The sequence below is a fragment of the Flavobacterium terrisoli genome, assembly GCF_030167905.1.
Taxonomy (GTDB): domain Bacteria; phylum Bacteroidota; class Bacteroidia; order Flavobacteriales; family Flavobacteriaceae; genus Flavobacterium; species Flavobacterium terrisoli.
Genome location: NZ_JARGNA010000003.1, coordinates 215,118 through 235,559 on the forward strand (window position 1 = coordinate 215,118; position 20,442 = coordinate 235,559).

12 protein-coding genes are annotated in these 20,442 nt (G+C 38.4%); all 12 read left to right on the forward strand.

Annotation, left to right across the window (positions count from 1 at the left end; all coding sequences use genetic code 11):
* The first annotated feature begins 138 nt into the window (after positions 1-138).
* Positions 139-3,276: a T9SS type A sorting domain-containing protein gene (locus P1K33_RS05030; RefSeq protein WP_284651797.1), complete on the forward strand. Its 3,138-nt coding sequence runs from the start codon at positions 139-141 to the stop codon at positions 3,274-3,276.
* 288 nt (positions 3,277-3,564) lie between these two features.
* Entirely contained in the window at positions 3,565-10,845 is a 7,281-nt protein-coding gene (locus P1K33_RS05035; protein WP_284651798.1) for an InlB B-repeat-containing protein, read from the forward strand.
* 187 nt (positions 10,846-11,032) lie between these two features.
* On the forward strand, positions 11,033-11,803 hold the full coding sequence (locus P1K33_RS05040; protein ID WP_284651799.1) for a cytidylyltransferase domain-containing protein: 771 nt from the start codon (positions 11,033-11,035) through the stop codon (positions 11,801-11,803).
* Positions 11,804-11,827: 24 nt separating this feature from the next.
* A complete protein-coding gene (locus tag P1K33_RS05045; RefSeq protein WP_284651800.1) occupies positions 11,828-12,886 on the forward strand; it encodes an N-acetylneuraminate synthase family protein in 1,059 nt (352 codons plus the stop codon).
* A gap of 77 nt (positions 12,887-12,963) precedes the next feature.
* Positions 12,964-13,713 carry a crotonobetainyl-CoA--carnitine CoA-transferase gene (locus P1K33_RS05050; protein ID WP_284651801.1) on the forward strand — a complete coding sequence of 250 codons (750 nt, stop codon included), beginning with the start codon at positions 12,964-12,966 and terminating at the stop codon, positions 13,711-13,713.
* 77 nt (positions 13,714-13,790) lie between these two features.
* Positions 13,791-14,393, forward strand: a complete 603-nt coding sequence (locus P1K33_RS05055) for a serine O-acetyltransferase (RefSeq protein ID WP_284651802.1) — start codon at positions 13,791-13,793, stop codon at positions 14,391-14,393.
* Positions 14,390-14,914 carry a 3-deoxy-D-glycero-D-galacto-nonulopyranosonate 9-phosphatase gene (locus P1K33_RS05060; protein WP_284651803.1) on the forward strand — a complete coding sequence of 175 codons (525 nt, stop codon included), beginning with the start codon at positions 14,390-14,392 and terminating at the stop codon, positions 14,912-14,914. Before P1K33_RS05055 ends, P1K33_RS05060 begins: the two co-directional genes overlap by 4 nt.
* Positions 14,898-16,178 carry a DUF4910 domain-containing protein gene (locus P1K33_RS05065; protein ID WP_284651804.1) on the forward strand — a complete coding sequence of 427 codons (1,281 nt, stop codon included), beginning with the start codon at positions 14,898-14,900 and terminating at the stop codon, positions 16,176-16,178. The genes P1K33_RS05060 and P1K33_RS05065 overlap by 17 nt, the downstream gene beginning before the upstream one ends.
* Complete coding sequence (locus tag P1K33_RS05070) at positions 16,175-17,458, forward strand: hypothetical protein (protein WP_284651805.1); 1,284 nt, start codon at positions 16,175-16,177, stop codon at positions 17,456-17,458. Before P1K33_RS05065 ends, P1K33_RS05070 begins: the two co-directional genes overlap by 4 nt.
* Entirely contained in the window at positions 17,448-17,954 is a 507-nt protein-coding gene (locus P1K33_RS05075; protein WP_284651806.1) for an acyltransferase, read from the forward strand. The genes P1K33_RS05070 and P1K33_RS05075 overlap by 11 nt, the downstream gene beginning before the upstream one ends.
* A gap of 2 nt (positions 17,955-17,956) precedes the next feature.
* Complete coding sequence (locus P1K33_RS05080; RefSeq protein WP_284651807.1) at positions 17,957-19,369, forward strand: oligosaccharide flippase family protein; 1,413 nt, start codon at positions 17,957-17,959, stop codon at positions 19,367-19,369.
* Positions 19,370-19,373: 4 nt separating this feature from the next.
* Positions 19,374-20,438 (forward strand): glycosyltransferase, encoded by a 1,065-nt coding sequence (locus P1K33_RS05085; protein WP_284651808.1) that lies wholly within the window; start codon positions 19,374-19,376, stop codon positions 20,436-20,438.
* Positions 20,439-20,442 lie beyond the last annotated feature (4 nt).

The following is a 20,442-nucleotide window of genomic DNA, read 5'->3' on the forward strand; positions in this document are numbered from 1 at the left end:
GAAATTAGTTCTCAATAAAAGTTCTATATATTTTTGAATTGTAATTATTTATCAATAAGATATTTATAGTAATCTAGATTGACATTGATTTCAAGAATATTTTGCCCAAAAGAATATTAACGTTTAAAAATACCTACAATGAGAACAATTTTACCCTTTTTGAAAATGTATAATAGAGTACTTATAATTGCTTTATTATTTTTTAGCACTTCAGGCTTTGCAACTACTTTTTATCTGAAGAACGCTAATGTAGCTACAGCAAATGTGGTTACGAGTTGGAATACCGATTCTAGTGGCGGAGGTGCAGGCTCAAATGCGGTCGCAGGTGACTTTGCAAATACGGCACATATTTGGGTTATTCTAAGTGGCCAAAATGCAATTTTTGCAAACAACACTACAACCACTATAGCCGGTACCCTACAGATTAACGGTACATTGCAAGTGGCAAATAATCCCTCAAACAATATTAGTACAACCTTAAATGCTACCGGGACGGTAATATTTAGTGCTGTCAGTACCAGTCAGGTTACTTTGTCTAATGCCGGTGGTAATGGTTTAACTACGTTTGCTTTAGGTGCCTCCGGGACTTTACGAACGCCTAATATCAATGGTGTTTTTGGAACCTCATGTTCTTTCGCGCCTATTGGTACTAAATCTGCAGTTACTTTGCCTGCAACTGCTTCTTATGAATTTAATGGAACGGCTAATCAATCTACCACAGGCTTGCCGGCAACAGTAAATAATCTTATTATCAATAATACCGGAGGAACGAATACTACGAATGTGGTTTCGTTGGCTCAGAGTACAGTTGTTACTACGACGCTGACTATGACTTTAGGAAATCTGAATATTGGTAATTTCAATGCAACTGTCGGTAATATTGCTATTTCATCAGCCTCGTCTTCCAAAATGGTTATTGCATCAGGAACAGGTGAATTGAGAAAACGATTTACAGCCAATGGTGCTTTTACCTTTCCCGTTGGAGACAATAATGGTACTACAGAATATTCTCCAATTACTTTAACAGTAACCGGCACTTCTTATACCAATGCTTATTTAGGAGTAAGAGTTACTAATGCCAAACATCCAAGTAATAACAGCGTAACACATTTTTTAAATAGATATTGGAGTGTAACACAATCTGGTATAAATACGGGTGCAGCTTCTTCTTCTGCAACTTATGTCAATGCTGATGTTTCGGTTTCAGAAACAGATATTTCAGCGGCACGATTGCAAGGAACATTTAACCAAAGTACAAACCCTTGGGAAAAATATGGTGCATTAGGGAGTAATACCTTAACCACAACTAGTGAGACGGTTACGGCAGGACAGACTACAGCATTCACCGGGATTACAGCTGCAAATCCAACGGTAGCAATATTAGGAGGAAATGTTACTGTATGTCAAAATGCTAATACAATCTTAACCGCAGATACAACAGGAGATACACCTTTTGCCTATTCTTGGACTGGTTTAATTTCGGGAAGCAACACTATTGCTGCAGTAACCGCCAATACGGCTACGCCGGGTGGTCCTAATTCTTATAGTGTAACCGTTTTAGACGGGAATGGAATATCAGCAACAAGTGCTTCTGTAGATGTAACTGTAACAGCAAATTCAACGCCAACAGTTTCTTTGGCAAGTGATGATGGAGATAATTCATTTTGTGAAGGCACTAATGTTACGTTTACGGCTACAGCCGGAAACATCGCAGGCGGAACAGTAACATACGATTTTAAAGTGGATGGAAATAGTGTTCAATCGAGTGCTTCTAATATCTACGCAACAACAAGTTTGACAAACGGACAAGCAGTGACTGTTGATATTACGGTATCCGGTGGCACTTGTTTGACTACTAACTTGGCAAGCAGCAACAGCATCAGCAATTCAGTAATAGCCAATGTTACTTGGTATTTAGATTCCGATGGTGATGGTTATGGTAATCCGAATAGTACAACCAGTTATTGTACACAACCGTTTGGCTATGTCGCCGATAATACAGATTGTGATGATTCAAGTGATTCGGTCTATCCGGGAGCAGCAGAAATCTGTTTCAATGGGGTTGATGATGATTGTGATGGCTCTCTTTATAACGGTTGCTCACCGGCATTTACTAATATAATACCTAGTTTCAATGGCAGTACTTTATTAAAAGCAAGATCAACTATTACAGCTTCAATTGCATCTTATTCAGGCCCGTTTGCAGTGACTTATTTATTCAGAATAACCAATTTATCTGCAACACCACAAGTTACAGTTGATTTGCCAAGAGCTTTCAGAAACTTTAATTTAGGGATGACAAGTATTCTTGCTTATGATAGTCAGTACTCCGTGATGGTAGCCGCAGTTGTGAATGGTGAGCAACAACCTTTCAGCGCTCCATGTATCATCTCAACACCAGGTGTTCCAACAACCAAACTAGTTCAATGTGGAATAACACCAACATCAATGACTTCAGCTATCCCGTGTAATTCTGTGCCTAATGTTGTAGGGTATCAGTTTGAAGTAGCACTGGCGTCAAATCCTGGTGTTGTTAAAGAGTTTTTCAGACTCTATAATAACTTTTCAATGCAGTTGATTACGAATGCTCCATCTAATGTGCCATTGCTTTATAATACAAATTATATAGTTAGGGTAAAAGCAAAAGTATTGATTGATGGCGAAGAAGTTTTTGGAGCCTATGGTGATCCATGTACGGTTACCACTCCAAATGCACCGGAAGCATTCATGGTTGCCTGTGATGAAGACGGCATTGAGCCGGCGAGTTTGACTACAGTATTGTATGCGGGTCATATTCCATATACAACGATGTATAGATTTACATTGTATAATGAAGCGCTTGATTACAATGAGTCTATTGAGCATTCGTTTAATACTTTCAGATTGAGTGACTTTGATGCGATAACACCTTTGGTTCAGGGAGAAACCTATTCGATTACAGTAGACGCCATGATTTTTGGCAACTATTATCCAGGAAAGGATTGTCAAATAATAGTGCCGTTCTCTGCCAAAACAAGATGGCTTGACTCGCCATTTGAAGTTAAGGCTTATCCGAATCCATTTGCCAATACCTTCCTGATTAATGTAGCGACTGAAAGTAATTCACCGGTCAGTATTAAAGTCTATGATATGATTGGCAGATTGGTTGACCAGCAAACGAATGAAGTGACAAATCTGGAGAATTTACCAATAGGATCACAATACCCAAGTGGTGTTTACAATGTAATCATTACTCAGGATGAGCAGGTGAAGACACTTCGTGTGGTAAAAAGATAATGATTATTTAACTTATGAAAATTAATCCCTGCCTAACGGTGGGGATTTTTTTATGGTTTTCCGTAGTGTTTTAAGCCTAATTTTAAAAAAAGGATAGCAAAATTTCCCAACTTCATTTTTGGAAGCATATTCTTACTTGTGGTTATTAACTCAATCGATGTAATGCCGATAAACTACAAAAAAAATCGACTAACGAACGGTTTGTAATTGGTTAACAATTAGTTAATCTTTTTTTGTTTTCAAAACACTTTTATTGTTTAGATTTGTTACTGCTTTAAACTTTTTTATATGAAAAATATTTTACTTTTTAGAAAGCCATCGTTGCTTTCGTTTTTAAGTTTTGCTTTGTTAATGTTGCTTTTACCCGGACAAGGATTTGGGCAAACTACTCTTGTAGGTTGGGATGGATCTAGTGCCACTGCAACAACTGGTATAGCAATTAATAATACAAGACAATTTACGGCGGTTGGAGGTCCAACTGTCACTGTGAATTCTGCAACTTGTACTAAAAGTTTTTCAGCTAGTGGTTGGGACGCTGGTAGTGGAACCAAATATTGGCAGGCTGCAAGTATAAATACCGTTGGTTATACAACCATTAAGTTGACAAATACAACCCGTTCATCAGGGACCGGTCCTAGAGATTTCAAAGTTCAATATAATTTAGGAGCAGGATGGGTAGATGCATCTATAACTTATGCTATTACCAGTACTGCTTGTACGGTTTCAGTCAATAATGTTACTTTGCCGGCTGCCTGTGAAAATCAAACTTCAGTATCATTACGTTGGATTATGACTTCTAATACGCAATCTGGTTCAGCTTCAGCTGTTGCTGCTGCTGGTACATCTCAAATAACAGCTATTAGTATAACAGGAGTTCCAAATCCAACTCCAACGACAACTTCAATTACACCTAGTTCAGCTACAGCCGGAGGTGCCGGTTTTGCTTTAACGGTAAATGGGACTAATTTTATTAACGGTTTATCTACTGTTACTTGGAATGGTGCCAATAGAACTACAACTTTTGTCAGTGCGACAGAATTAACTGCTACAATTCCGAATACGGATATTGCAAGTGCGGGAAGCGCTAGCATTGGCGTTACAACAACAGGCGCAGCGAGTGTTTCAAATACACAGACATTTACAATAAATTCAGCCGGCGTGCCTACTTTAGTTGTTACAGGAAATACAGCTCATGGGACAATTTGTCTTAACAGTTCAACACCCACTAAAACTTATACGATTACTAATAACGGATCATTAGCATCCAATGTAGTGGTTAGTTCAGATAATCCCGAGTTCGTCGTAACTAATTTGTCTTCTAATACTATAAACGGATCTGGTGGCACTGCTACTTATGATGTTACTTTTACCCCTACTAATTTTGGGGCAAGAACTGCAACCATATCAGTTTATTATGATACAAGTACTTTAGGGACAACCAGTTCATTAACAGGCACAGGAGTTTCTCCGGTGGTACAGTCTGTGACATCAATCGGAGCTACAAGTGTTGTAAATACAACTGCTACATTAAATGGAGACGCTACTTTTGGCATTTGTCCTAATACAACGGCTAAAGGATTTGTTTACTCAAAAGATGGTGACGATACTGATCCACAGGTTGGAGATGCCTTGGTTACTAATGTACCTGTAACTCCTTTAGGCTCAGGAGGAGCTTATTCAACTCCACTGACAGGATTAACACCAAATACTTTATATCATTTCAGAGCTTATGTTTATGATGGTTCAACTTATGCCTATAGTAGTTTACAATCTTTTACTACTTTACAGGTTGCTTCAAAATTGGCTTTTGGGGTAACCCCACCAACATCAGGTTCATCCTTAAATAATTTAGCTTCTTTTACTGTAGTAGCCCAAAGACCTGATAATTCTATCGATACAGAATATACAGGAACGGTAACTTTAGTAAAAGGAACAGTAAGCGGTTCAGCCAATTTATCAGGAAATGTTATTGCAGCTGTGGGTGGTACAGCTACTTTCAGCGGTGTTCAGTTTGACGCACCCGGGACATTTACCCTTACGGCAACAGCATCAGGTTTGACATCTTCTGCAGCGAGTAGCAATATCACAATTACGCTGGCTAATGCCTCGGCAATTGTATGGAATGCTGCTTCATCAGGTACATGGTTGACTCCTGGGAATTGGAATCCAACAACTTTACCATCTTCAACCACTACCGCTCAATTTGCTGGTGTTGGGACCAATACCACAATTGGGATGAATATGAATGGTATTTCTTTAGCCAATAGAACCATTGGAGCAATTGAATTTGCAAGTAGTGCCACATTGGCCAAAACGATTACCAATAGTTCTACAGGAACATCAAATGACCTAATATTGAATGGAGTTGTGGTAAATGGTATGCCTAATGTTATTTTAAGAAACAACAGTTCAGTAGGGATGACAATAGCACAAACAACAACTCAAGCAATAGGAGTTGTATTGGGTAATACTACAAATAACAATATTAATATTGATGGTACAGGGAATATAACCATAGGCTCACTAATTAGTGGGGGTGCTTCTAATCCTTTAACCAAAGGCGGTTCAGGTGCGGGAGTGTTAATTTTAACCAATCCGGGTAATACCTATACAGGAACTACAACAGTTACAGCAGGAGAATTAAGATTGAATCCTTCAAATACCACGGCTACTTTTGCTTCGCCGGTTGTCTTGAATGGAGGTACACTTGGTACTACAAATATAGCTGCAAGCACAACGCTTACCAGCTCATCAACTTTAGGTTTAACAGAATCATCAACGATTGCATTAGGTGCTAATGCACACTCTTTGAGATTTGCGGCTAGTAATGGCGTTTCTTGGACACCATCAAAAACAATCACAATTACCGGTTGGACAGGAACAGCAGGAGCTTCAGGAACCGCAAGTAAAATATTTGTTGGTACTTCAGCAAGTGGTTTGACCGTTGCTCAACTAGATGCGATTACGTTCCAAGGCCATACCAGTGGTACTATGATATTAAGTACAGGTGAGATTGTACCAAAATTACCATCTTATACTGTAACTTATGATGCCAATGGCGGGACAGGTTCACAAACAGATCCAAGCAGTCCTTATGTTTCAGGGTCAACGGTAACGGTTTTAGGACTTGGTTCTATTACCAGAACAGGCTTTACATTTACAGGTTGGAATACAGCAGCCAATGGAAGCGGTACATCTTATGCTCCAAATGTCACTTTTACTATTTCAGGAAACACAACCTTATTTGCCCAATGGATTGTTACAACTTATACCGTAACTTATGATAATAATACAGGTACCGGTTCACAATCTGACCCGAATAGCCCTTATGTAACGGGTTCAACGGTAACGGTGCTAGGTGCGGGTTCAATGGCAAAAACAGGTTATACCTTTGCAGGATGGAATACAGTAGCTAATGGAAGCGGAACTTCTTATGCTCCTAATGACACTTTTACAATTCTTGCCAATACCACTTTGTTTGCACAATGGAATATCAATAGTTATTCCCTAACTTATGACAGCAATGGTGGAACAGGAACACAAACGGATCCTAATAGTCCATACAACTACAATACAAGCGCAACGGTACTTGGCATTGGTTCAGTAGTTAACCCAGGGTTCAGTTTCACTACCTGGAACACACAAGCTGATGGTTTAGGAACTGATTACAACCCGGGTTCAAGCATAACGATGACAGCAGATACAGTTTTGTATGCTCAGTGGATTTCGTTGGCGGCACCTAGTTGTCCGGATGCAACAAATATAACGCCGACAGCTGCTCAAATAGTATGTCAAGGAAATGCTTCTAATCAATTAACAGCCAACATTACATTGGCAGGAACAACAGGAACACCAACATTATCTTACCAATGGTATTATAATGCTACGAATTCTAATTTAGTTTCAACAGCTACCTTAATTTCAGGAGCTACTAGTGCTACTTATACACCGTTGTCTACTTCAGCAGAAATAGGAACGCGTTATTATTTCTGTGTGGGATATGCTACAGACAATAGTTGTGCTCAAACCAATGGGACACAAACGCTTGCTTCAAATGCAGTAAGTGTACACGTTGAGGGAACTCCGGCTACGCCAACCATTTCAGCAGGAAGTGCTACTACTTTTTGTGCTGGCGGAAGTGTTGTTTTAACCTCTAGTTCAGCAACCGGAAATACATGGTCAACCACAGAGACTACTCCAAGTATTACAGTTTCCGCTTCAGGAAGTTATACGGTTACGGTAACTGTTAATGGTTGTCCAAGTGCAGCTTCATTGCCAACAACGGTAACTGTTAATCCATTACCGGCAGCACCAACAATTACGCCAAGTGGTTCAGTGACAGTATGTGCAGGAGAAAGTATTACTTTATCTTCGAGTTCAGCTACCGGAAATGTTTGGTCAACAACTGCAACTACACAAGATATTACTGTAAGTTCAACAGGAACTTACACGGTACACTTTGTTGATGGTAACGGATGTTCAAGCCCTGAATCAGCAGGAACTACGGTTACTGTAGCTTCATCGTTAGTGGTTGGAACAGTGGCTAATTTAGTTGTTCCAACACCTGGTCCACATGTAGTGATTAGTCAGGTTTATGGTGGAGGTGGAAATTCAGGTGCCACTCATAGAAATGATTTTGTTGAATTGTTTAATCCAACTACTTCTTCTGTAAATTTAGCAGGATATTCGATTCAATATGCCTCAGCAACGAGCACTACTAACTTTGCAGTTGCTACTATAGCAAGTGGAACCATAGCACCAGGTAAATATTTTCTTGTTCAATTAGCTTCAGGGGGTGCAGTAGGTGCATTACTAACTGGTGTTGATGCAGACTTAAGTGCAAGTGGTGTTAATATGAGTGCTACAACTGGTAAAGTTGCCTTGGTAAGTAATAATACACCAATAACCGGAGCTTGTCCATCAGTAGGAGCGATAGTTGATTACGTTGGATTCGGTACTACTGCAAACTGTGCTGAAGGTACCAGAACAGCTGCGCCATCTGCTACATTATCAATTATTAGAACTAATCCATGTGTAGATAATAACACTAACAGTCTTGAATTTGCAACAGGAACTCCAAACCCTAGAAATAGTGGAACTGCAGCTTCACCATGTACTTCAAGTGCTCCAACAGAAAGTATTTGTAGTGGTGCAACACCAAGTGCTGTATCAGTTTCAAATGCGACTGGAAGTACTGGGACATATACTTATCAATGGTACAGTTTCAACGGACTTACAACAGCACCAACAGGATCTACTATTCCTGTGGGATGGACTTTAGTAGGTTCTGGCCAATCTTTTAGCCCTTCAGCTTTGACTCAAAGTACTACTTTTGCGTGTTATATAACACCTACAACTTGCGCTACCGGAGCTTGGGCAAATAGCCAACGTCAGGTAACTGTTAATGCATTGCCAACAGCTGCCATTGCAGAAACTGATGCTTCAGGAGCGGCAAATGACAATAATATCTGTTCAGGCGGATCAGCTACTTTAACAGCAAGTGGTGGAACTTCTTACTCCTGGAATACTGTTCCTGTACAAACTACAGCTGCTATTGTAGTATCTCCAACAACAGATACAACTTATACCGTAACAGTAACCAATGCAGCCGGTTGTTCTTCAACTTCACAAGCTACGATTACAGTTTCTCCTTCGCCTACAGCAGCGATTACACCAAGCGGTCCAACTACATTTTATGCAGGTGGAAGCGTTACTTTAACAGCGAGTGGCAGTACTTCATATTCTTGGGATACAGCACCAGTACAAACGACTGCTGCGATTATCGTATCACCATCGACTACGACTACTTATACTGTAACCGTAACGAATGCAAGTGGTTGCTCAGATACAGAACAAATCACAGTAACGGTTAATCCGTTGCCAACTTTCACAAGCATCGTTCAGTTCTATGATCCGATACCACCTTGTAGTGGTGTTGAAGATGCCTTTTTTGATGTAAACGGACTTTTACCGAACACATTCAATACGTTATATTATACGATTAATAACGGTCCTGTGGCATCAATAAATTTAGATATGTCAAACCCAGGAGGATATGTTGGATTCACTTTACCGGTGACATCTGTTAACAACGGTCAAATTTTGAGAGTAACTTCTATTGAAATAACAGGTGCTCCAGAATCTAATGTTGTTATAGCTCCAAGTGGTAATAGCGCCATTGCCTTAGCTGTAACAACTATGGCTACCTGGTATCGAGATTTTGATAATGATGGTTATGGTGATCTTACTAACAGTACGAGTAGTTGTACCCAACCTGTCGGTTATGTTGCCAATAGTACTGATTGTAATGATTCAAATAATGCTATTCATCCAAATGCATTTGAGGTTTGTTTCAATGGTATCGATGATGACTGTGATGGATTTTTATCTGAAGGTTGTGCACCAGCCCTGACAAGTATCCTGCCAAGTTTCTGTGGCAATACTTTGTCAAAAGCCAAAGCAACCATCACGGCTTCGGCAGCCACCTATTCAGGTCCTTTTAGTGTGACTTATTTATTCAGAATAACCAATTTGTCTACAAATACAACAGTTGATTTACCAAGAGCATTTAGAAACTTCAACTTGGGAATGACTAACATCATTGCTTATGGAACTCAATATTCAGTAATAGTAGCAGCAGTTATCAATGGTGAGCAACAACCTTTCAGCGCACCTTGTTTAATCTCAACTCCCGGAGTGCCAACCACTAAATTGGTTCAGTGTGGTACAACCGCTACTTCAATGAGTTCTTCTATAGCTTGTAATTCTGTGAGTTATGCATTGGCTTATCAATTTGAGGTTGCCTTAGCCTCAAATCCTGGTGTTGTTAAAGAGTTTGAAAGACTTTACAATAACTTCTCAATGATAATGGCTGGTACTGCGCCAAATGCATTACCACTGCTTTACGATACTGATTATGTAGTTAGGGTAAGAGCAAAAGTATTGATTGACGGTGAAGAAGTTTGGGGAGCCTATGGTGATCCATGTACGGTAACCACGCCATTGGCGCCAGATGCTTTTATGGCTGCATGTGACGAAGACGGAATCACACCAGCGACTATGAGTACGATATTGTATGCCAATACAATCAACTATACCAGCATGTATCGTTTTACTTTAGTTAGTGAAGAGTTAGGATACAACCAATTTGTGGAGCATACGTTTAACAATTTCAGATTGAGTGATTTTGAAGCATTATCGCCTTTAACTCCTGGCGCAACTTATTCCATCTTTGTTGATGTTCAGTTGTTCGGAAACTATTATCCTGGTAAGGATTGTCAGTTAATTGTTCCGTTCCCAGCCAAAACAAGAATGGTTGAAACAGAATTTGAAGTTAAAGCTTATCCAAACCCGTTTGCCAACAACTTCTTGATTGATGTGACGAGCGAAAGCGATTCACCGGTAAGCATCAAAGTTTACGATATGGTTGGACGATTGGTTGATCAACAACAGTTTGGCGTTAATAACTTAGAGTCTTCACCAATCGGAGACCAATACCCAAGCGGTGTTTACAATGTTGTGATCACACAAGGAGAAGAAGTGAAAACGCTTCGCGTCGTAAAACGATAAATCATATTATTAACAATAAAAAAAGACTTTTGAGCAATCAAAGGTCTTTTTTTATGAATAAACCGGCAGCCAACATTTGATTCGATTGCCATTTATAATTAGGTTGGTAATATTCAAATTAGTAATTTTGATTTTTTCAAAAATTGAAGGTTTTTGATATCAATATTTTTAAATTATTTTAGCGATTGTGGTTAAAGAGAAAGTGATGTGTTTTATGCTTCAGGCAAGACTTGGTTCGACTCGTCTGCCAAGGAAAATGATTCTCCCTTTTTTTAATGAGAAGAATATCCTTCAATTGATTATCGAAAAATTAAAAGCCTCTTTTCCTGAAATCCCTATAGTATTAGCAACTTCAATTGAACCGTCCAATGATGAGTTGGAAACTTTGGCGTTGCAATTGGGTTGTCTGGTACACCGAGGCAGCGAAAAAGATGTATTGCATCGTTTTATTGAAGCCGGACAGCAATTTAATTTTAAGAATATAATTCGGGTTTGCGCGGACAATCCTTTTCTTGATGTAAAAGAAATGCAACATTTGGTTAAATTTACAAAGGAAAATGACCAATATGATTATGTGAGTTTCAAAGTGAATAATGAACCGAGCATCAGAACGCATTTTGGTTTTTGGACAGAATTTGTGACATTGGAAACCTTGGAAAGGGTAAATGCTAAAACAAAAGATGAATTTTATCACGAGCATGTGACCAATTTTATTTATCAAAATCCCGCAGCCTTTAAAATAAAATTCCTGGCAGTAAATCCGGTTTTGGAAGGCAGAAAAGATGTGAGGATGACCTTGGATACGTCAACCGATTTTGAAATGTTGTCTGAGATTTACAAAAGATTATATTTGACCTATGGAAATCAGTTCGGGATTGATGAAATCGTAGCTTTTTTGGACACGCATCCCGATTATAAAGTCGCAATGACTGAACAAATAAATATTAATTCAAAATAAGCCCCATTTTATATTGTATAAATTATGAATGACATCACAAAAAACGGCACTTATATCATTGGAGAAATTGGACAAAACCACAATGGATCGGTAGATATTGCCAAACTGATTGTTGAATTGGTTTCAAGACCTGTTTTTGAGGCCGATTTTGGGTTGGAATTAAAACCAATGAATGCCGTTAAACTCACCAAAAGGGATTTGAAGGAAGAATTGACCGATACCCAAATGAATCGTCCTTATGATTCACCACATTCTTTTGGGAAAACCTATGGCGAGCACCGCGAATTTTTGGAGCTCAACGATGAAGAACATTTTGAAGTATATAAATATGCCAAAAGCAGAGGACTTGATTTTGTAGAAACACTGTGTTCTGTTGGCTGCCTTTCTTTGTTGAAATTATTCACTCCGGATTGCCTGAAAGTGGCCAGTCGTGATTTGACCAACTTACCGTTATTGGCCGCCATGGCGGAAACCAAGATTCCGATTGTATTGTCAACTGGTATGGCCGGAAAAAAGGAATTGGATGATGCGTTGAATACGATTTCAAAATACCACAATAATATTTCAATCCTGCACTGCGTTTCACAATATCCAACGCATCCTGATAACCTGAATTTGAGAACGATTACTTATCTTCAGAAGAACTACGGGCAATATGTTATAGGGTTCTCCGATCATACCATTGGTATTTCAGCTCCGGTTGTTGCGGTGGGAATGGGAGCAAAAATTATTGAAAAACACATTACCATCGACAGAAACATGAAAGGCACAGACCAAGCCGGTTCTTTAGGCCCGGATGGTGTTTTCAGAATGGTTAGAGATATCAGAATTGCTGAAAAATGGGCAGGTGTAGAGGATATTTATATCGAAAAAGACGTCCTTTCCGCCAAAGTAAAATTAGAGCGTTCCATTGCGACCAAGCGACAGTTGAATGTTGGCGATGTAATACAGGAAGAAGATTTACAGCTTCTAAGTCCCGGTGATGGCTATAAATGGAGCCAGAAAGCCGAAATTATAGGAAAACAGGTTCAAGTGACTGTTCCCAAAAATGAGTTGATTTATCCGGATATGATTAGGTTCTGATAAAAAACGCATAGTTTTTACAGGACTTATTTGTTTAAGGCTTTTTTACATTTAATAATTAATTAAACTATTGATAAATGGGCATCGAAATAAAAACTATTGCTTCAGCGACGGAACTTAACAAAAGAGAACAGTTTTTTGAATTATTTGAAAAATCACCTATTCCGAAAAATGAAAGGCTGACTAATTCAGGTTTGTTTGTAAAAAGGCAAGACCTAACAAAACAATTGTTTTTTAATGATTTGTATAATCAATTTTTAAATGTACATGGTGTCATTATGGAATTCGGAGTTCGCTGGGGACAAAATTTAGTGACACTTAACAACCTCAGAGGCATACACGAACCTTTTAACCACAGCCGGAAAATAATCGGGTTTGATACCTTTGAAGGTTTTGCCAACGTAGATAAAAAAGACGGGAATCATGAGATAATAAAAAAAGGTGCATTTTCAGTCACAGAAAATTATGAAGAATACCTACAACAAGTATTAGAATACCACCACAGTGAATGCCCTTTGAATCACATTAATAAAAATTTGTTAATCAAAGGGAATGCCATAGTAACTTTGGAAAAATATTTAAAAGAACACCCGGAAACAATAATTGCATTCGCCTATTTTGATTTTGATGTTTATGAACCGACAAAAAAATGCCTGGAATTGATAAAACCCTATTTAACTAAAGGTTCTATCATCGGTTTTGATGAATTAAATGACCCCCAATTTCCGGGAGAAACAGTAGCTGTAAGAGAAGCCTTTGGACTGCAAAATGTCAGGATACAAAGGAGTAAATATAGTGGAATCCAATCTTATGTCGTTATAGAATAAAATTGATTTCCGATGTTGAGAGGACTGTAACTGTTCTCAAAATGAATTGATTGTCCCAATATGATTAAATTTTAGTAATGATAATTGATAGTTTGGTTTTAGGAAAAGAATTGAGATATCTATTTCAAAAATTCTATGTTTTGGAAAAGGTAGACATCAATTTTGAAGATGATGCCATTTACGAAAAAGCGCTGGCTGTTTTCCAGTTTGATTATCAACGATATTTTCCTGAAGAAGTAATCCTAAAGGAGCATTTATTTTCGAGAATTGAATTGATCGGCATTTTATTATACCGAATTGCAAGGAATTATTATTTAGACGGTAAAGAAGAAATTGCTTTGCATTACAGCAACCTCGGAAGGATTATTTCCGGATCTGAAATATTTTACTCAGCCGATATCGGCAAAGGGATAAAAATTAACCACGGATTTGGAACTGTAATTGGCGCCCGATGTACAATAGGGGAAAATGCATTAGTGCATCAGAACGCTACGCTTGGAGACCGAAATGGAGGAAGGCCAATTTTGCTTGATAATGTCACCGTGTATGCCGGAGCCAAAATTTTAGGAAATATCATTTGTGGCAATAACTCGGTCATTGCAGCCAATTGTGTTTGTATGATTGATGTGCCCGATAATGGACTGATTGCCGGAGTTCCCGGAAAAATAAAGAAAATATGAAGAAACTGCCAAAACTGATAATAACTGACATTGATGGCGTTTGGACCGATGGCAGCATGTACTACGATCAAACCGGAAACGAACTGAAAAGATTTCATACTTATGACAGTGCCGGAGTATTGTTTGCAAGGCTGTTAAATATTCCGGTGGCGATTTTAACCGGAGAAACGACTGAAATTGTCAACAGAAGAGCTGCGAAACTCAATATCGAATACCTTTTTCAAGGCGTGAAAAATAAAGTCGAAACGACTCAGAAAATCTTAGACGAACTCAAAATTGGTTTTGAAGATTGTGCTTTTATCGGCGATGACATCAATGATGTAAAGCTTTTAGGCAAAGTTGGATTTAGTGGTTCTCCTGCCAATGCCCCCGATTATATTAAAGCAAAAGTGCATTATGTAACGCAAAAAAAAGGTGGTGAAGGTGCTTTTCGTGAATTTGTAGAGCACATTTTGAGAGAACAGGGCGTTTTTGAAGAAGTTTTAGAAAAAGCAATTTCCAATCATGAAAAATCAAATTGAGAATTATTTTGACAGGCTTTTTCCTTTAAACAGAAGTCTTACCGGGAATGGCGTCAGACAAACCTTTGACATTTTAAAAGAATTGGTTGACTTTGAAATCACAGAAGTGCCATCCGGTACAACGGCTTTAGATTGGACAGTGCCCAAAGAGTGGAATGTCAACAATGCTTATATCATTACGCCGGAAGGAAAAAAAATAGCTGATTTTTCAGTGAATAATCTCCATTTGATGGGTTATTCCGTTCCGTTTTCGGGAAGCCTGACTTTTGAGGAATTGAAAAATCACATCATGACGCGTCCCGATTTTCCAGAGGCCATTCCTTATGTCACTTCCTATTATGTGGAAAGATGGGGTTTTTGCCTAAGCCACAACGAATTTTTGAGTTTGCCAAAAGAAGGAAATTATGAGGTTGTAGTTGATACTACATTGAAAAATGGCGCAATGACGGTTGGCGAAGCGGTCATCAAAGGAACATCAGATAAAGAGATTCTTTTTACCTCTTATTGTTGTCATCCGAGTATGGCCAACAATGAACTTTCGGGAATGTTGGCGTTGGCGTTTTTGTACCAATTGGTTAAAGCCAAGAAAAATTTAAAATATACTTACCGATTTTATTTGGCACCCGAAACCATTGGCGCCATTTATTATTTGTCCCAAAAAGGATTGGATTTCAAACAAAACCTTCTCGGCGGCGTTGTATTAACCTGTTGCGGAGATGCCGGCCCAATGACTTTGAAAAAATCGAGAAGCGATTCCTATTTCAACGATGTGTTGAAAAACATTTTAACCCACAGTCACAAGAAAGCCTTTACTGAAATGGATTTCTTCCCGATGGGAAGTGATGAGCGCCAGTATTGTTCTCCGGGATATGATTTGCCGGTAGTATGCCTGACCCGAACGATGTATGGCAAATACAAAGAATACCATACTTCAAAAGACGATAAATCGATTATTGATTTTGGCGCTTTGGAAGAGTACATTTTGTTGTTGAACGAATTGGTGGACAGCATTGAATTGGATGGGAATTATACCAACAAAAGCCCTTACGGCGAACCACAATTGGGCAAAAGGGGTTTGTATCCAACCCTGATGGCGATTGAAGAACGGGGCGAAAGCTTGGCCCGATTGTTATACCTGCTGAATTACAGCGATGGGAAGCATTCTCTGTTAAATATCAGTAATATGATGCAACAACCGATGGTTTCGTTTCAAAATGAAATTAATCAGTTAGTGGAAAAAGGACTATTGGAAAAAGCAGAATGATGTTCAGAGACCGTAAAACACTTTTTTATTTCAATCAGTATTTTGTCATTAGACTTGGCGAGAAAATTTACAAATTCGATTCTAAAATTGAAAGCTTCCCGCTGATAAGAAGCCTTTTTACTTTATTGTTTCATGCCGCCAAACTGTTGTTTAAAAGGCAAGACACTTCCATTAAAAAAAAATATCGGCATATCGTTTTTATTGAAACGATAAATCAGAAGAATGCCATTTTGGATGTTTTCAACTTTATGCAGAATGATAGGGAAGAAGTCTTGTTTATTGTCAACAATGGCATCACCATAGATGGTTTTGATAACCTACAATTCAATAACAGAAAGGCCTTTTTACTCGGGTTGTTTTATTGGCCAAAAGCCTGTTGCGTTTCCCTAAGATACACCCAAAGAAATAAAGGAATTATAAACCGGGTGCATGTTTTGGTGAACCTGTCCTTGTTCCTTTCCTCAGAGAAGATATTTAACCGATATATCGAAAAAACCGGTGCGCAGAAAATCATTTTAACCAACGATCACAATCTCCAACCTTTGGCATTACTACTTTCGGCTAAAAGAAAACAGGTTAAAAGTTATTACATTCAGCATGCTTCGGTGTCTTCGGCTTTTCCCAAATTATTACCCGATGTTTCGCTTTTGGAAGGGCAACAGGCTATTGATACTTATAACCAAATCGGCAATTATTCCAGAGAAATCAAACTCGTCGGCATTGCCCGACTGGATGGCATTTTGGCTTATAAAAAAGAATACAGGACCAAAGACATTACCGTTGGTTTTTGTTTGAAACCTTATTATTCCTTAGAGTTAATCAGGGAAATTATTGAAGCTATCAAAGCGTCAAATAACGTGGCCGAAGTCATTCTTCGACCGCATCCCGGCAATTCAGCTAAATTTTATAGGTCTTTGGAACAGTTTAATGTTTCGATATCCAATGCAAAAAAAGAAAGGCCACATGAATTCATCAAACGAATTGATGTGATGATCTCGGGTGAATCCTCCATTATTTTGGAAGCATCGTTAATGAAAACAAAGACCATTTACATTGATGATAAGATTGCCCAACTGGATTTGTATGGATTTATTAAGAATAGAATAACTACATTTGCCCAAAACTTAAGGGAAATTACCCAAATGCTCGACACGATGGATGCTTCGCAAATAGAAAGTCAGTATGCCAATTGCGGATATTATTGTAGTACAGTAAACACTCCATTCGAAAATAAATCACGGGAATTAATATTAAATAATCTCTTATATAATGATAAATAAAATTATTGGTATCATAAAGAGACTCAGAAAAAGTTATTACAAGCGTAATGTTCTGAAGACAGCACAGTCGGTTAAAGGTGAAGTAACGGTGAACGGACTTACCTATGTTAATTCGAAAACAGTGCTTGGCCATAATGTTCATTTTAATGGGTTAAAGGTTTTGGGAAGAGGAAAAGTGACCATCGGTGACAATTTTCATTCCGGGATGGAATGCGTATTGCTCACGGAAATTCACAATTACAAAGGGACAAAATTACCTTATGATGAAACCAACATCCTGAAAGAAATTATCATTGAAGACAATGTTTGGTTAGGTCATGGCGTAATCATCATCGGAAGCGTTACCATTGGTGAAGGAGCTATTGTTCAGGCTGGTGCTGTTGTGGTAAAAGACATTCCTAAATATGGCATAGCCGGAGGTAATCCTGCGGTTGTTTTTAAGTATCGTGATGAAGAACATTATACGTCTTTAAAGCAGGAAGGGAAATTCCATTAATTATGATTAAAAAGCTTTTTTCTCACACCTTTATCTATGGTTTTGCCAATCAGATTCCCAAAATAGCAGGCGTTTTTTCTTTGCCTTTTATTACCAAGTATCTGACCGAACAGGACTATGGTATTTTTGGGGTGATAACCTCTTACATAGCCGCGATTGAAGTGTTAAGTTCGCTTGGGCTAAGGGTTATATTGGTAAATACCTTTTACAAACACCCTAATTGGTACACCAAAATTTGGCGCGAGATTTATGGTTTTTTAATGATGTGGAACATCGTTTACCTGTTTTTCAAAGTACTCTTCTTATGGATAGTAATGCCCAAGGAAGTTGATAATGTGCCTTTAGTGATTTTTTTAAATGTTGGCGCAGGACTTTTTTTTGGTCCAACAGCAATGATAGGATCAACATTCTTCCAAATACAACAAAAACCGCTTTCCATTGCTATGCGAACGGCGATATTCGGATCATTGACGGTTTTATTGAACATTCTCTTTATTGCTCATCTTAAATTAGGATACCTCGGTTGGTTTTACTCTATTTTTATAGTGTCTGTCATGGGGAATGCTTCCTATTTTTACCCGTTATTTTACAAGTATAAATTAAACCCGATATTTAAGGTTTCATACAAAAGAATCAGGACTTATTTAAGGGTTACACTGCCAACGATTCCACACTATTATTCCTCTTTTCTGTTGAATACTTCCGATAAAATCGTGATGAACCAATTGTCGGTTCCTATTAATGACATCGGAAAATACAATGCCGCCTATACGGTGGGTAATCTGTTTAATTCATTAGGTATGGTGAGTGGATTTGCCATAACGCCGCTGATGAATGAATGTTATAAAAACAAAGACGAAAAAGGGGCCAGGGAATTGGTGTTTGTATTACAGGCTGTCTTTTTTTTGGGATCGTTTATTGCCTGTTTATGGCTTAAGGAAATTTTTCAGATTTTGATTAAAAATGAAGCTTTGGCAGCAACTTATCCTTTGGGAATCATACTGGTGATGGGTTACAATTACAGAGCGATGTATTATGGTGCCATCAATAAATTATTTTATTTAGAGAAGACAAAAATTCTCTGGAAAATTACATTCGTTGCCGGAGTGACAAACATCATCATGAACTTTATCGCCATTCCGCTTTTTGGCTATAAAGCAGCTGCTGTTACTACTTTTATCAGCTTGATGTTTATGGGATATTCCGGTTATTTTCTGAAAGATTTTAAACAAAATTCAACCGTTAATTATTACCCGATTCGTTGGATTCTCATAACGATTCTACTCACCATTGTTTGTTATTTACTGAGAGACATTACGTTGTTTTATAAAATAGGTCTTTCTGCAGTATTTCTGGTTGTTTTGGTTTATTTATCGTGGTCGGTTTTTGTAAAAAAGCGCCATTTAAAACTATAAGCTGATGAAAATAATCAGACTTACAGCACTGCTTGATTTTGGAGGACAGGAACGAAAGTATATTTTGTTTTCTGAAAAGCCTTCGCTTTTAAAACATGACTATATTTTTTCCGCTATCGGGCATGGTGGCCACGCTGAAAAGCTGATAAAGGAAAGAGGATTTGAGGTTAAAATATTCAATCAAAATCCGGCCATTTCCAATATCCGAAATATATGGATGTTGTATAAATGGTTCAAAAAAGAAAAACCTGATATAGTACACACTGCCGCAGCGGAAGCCAATTTTCACGGCGTCATTGCCGCTAAACTGGCCGGAGTTCCCTATGTCATTGCGGAGGAAATAGGCTTTCCAAATCATTCGGGTAAAGCAAAGATTGTTTTTAAATATGTTTACCGATTGGTTTCTAAAGTGGTTTGTGTTTCCAAAGCGGTGAAGGAATTTTTAATACAAATAGGAGAAATCAAGGAACCAAAAGGAATCGTAATTTACAACCCGGTTGGTGATGTAGCCATAAAACAAAGACAACTTACCGATGTATTTACCATAGTTTGTGTGGGCCGATTGGAGAAAGTCAAAAACCAGCAATTACTGGTTCGCGCCTTTTCTGAAATGACAAATAAGAAGAGCAAGTTGATTATAGTGGGTGATGGCAGAGAACGGGAGAATTTAGAACAACTCATCAAGGAGTTAGGATTGCAGGACAGGATTGAAATAACCGGTTTTACACCAAATCCGGAACAGTATTTACAAAAAGCCAATTTGTTTGTGTTGCCTTCGCTTTCAGAAGGTTTTGGCATTGCAGTAGTCGAAGCCATGTTGCAAAAAGTACCTTGTCTGTGTTCAAAAGTTGGCGGAATTCCGGAGTTTATCGAGGAAGGCAAAACAGGATGGTTATTTGACCCATTGCAGGAATCAGAATTGGTAACAAAGCTCAATCAATGCGCCAATATGGATCATGAAGCCATGGAAATGATAGGTGAAAATGGATATCACAGTATTGAAAACGCATTCACCGTTGAAAATTATGTGCAGCAGTTAGAATCTTTATATGAGGCTAAAAAACAATAGAACT

What these genes read in the sequence shown, in the direction of transcription:
- P1K33_RS05045 (WP_284651800.1), top strand. Translation starts at nt 11,828, where the DNA reads ATGAATGACATCACAAAAAACGGCACTTATATCATTGGAGAAATTGGA.
- P1K33_RS05080 (WP_284651807.1), top strand. Translation starts at nt 17,957, where the DNA reads ATGATTAAAAAGCTTTTTTCTCACACCTTTATCTATGGTTTTGCCAAT.
- P1K33_RS05030 (WP_284651797.1), top strand. Translation starts at nt 139, where the DNA reads ATGAGAACAATTTTACCCTTTTTGAAAATGTATAATAGAGTACTTATA.
- P1K33_RS05070 (WP_284651805.1), top strand. Translation starts at nt 16,175, where the DNA reads ATGATGTTCAGAGACCGTAAAACACTTTTTTATTTCAATCAGTATTTT.
- P1K33_RS05035 (WP_284651798.1), top strand. Translation starts at nt 3,565, where the DNA reads ATGAAAAATATTTTACTTTTTAGAAAGCCATCGTTGCTTTCGTTTTTA.
- P1K33_RS05065 (WP_284651804.1), top strand. Translation starts at nt 14,898, where the DNA reads ATGAAAAATCAAATTGAGAATTATTTTGACAGGCTTTTTCCTTTAAAC.
- P1K33_RS05050 (WP_284651801.1), top strand. Translation starts at nt 12,964, where the DNA reads ATGGGCATCGAAATAAAAACTATTGCTTCAGCGACGGAACTTAACAAA.
- P1K33_RS05055 (WP_284651802.1), top strand. Translation starts at nt 13,791, where the DNA reads ATGATAATTGATAGTTTGGTTTTAGGAAAAGAATTGAGATATCTATTT.
- P1K33_RS05075 (WP_284651806.1), top strand. Translation starts at nt 17,448, where the DNA reads ATGATAAATAAAATTATTGGTATCATAAAGAGACTCAGAAAAAGTTAT.
- P1K33_RS05085 (WP_284651808.1), top strand. Translation starts at nt 19,374, where the DNA reads ATGAAAATAATCAGACTTACAGCACTGCTTGATTTTGGAGGACAGGAA.
- P1K33_RS05060 (WP_284651803.1), top strand. Translation starts at nt 14,390, where the DNA reads ATGAAGAAACTGCCAAAACTGATAATAACTGACATTGATGGCGTTTGG.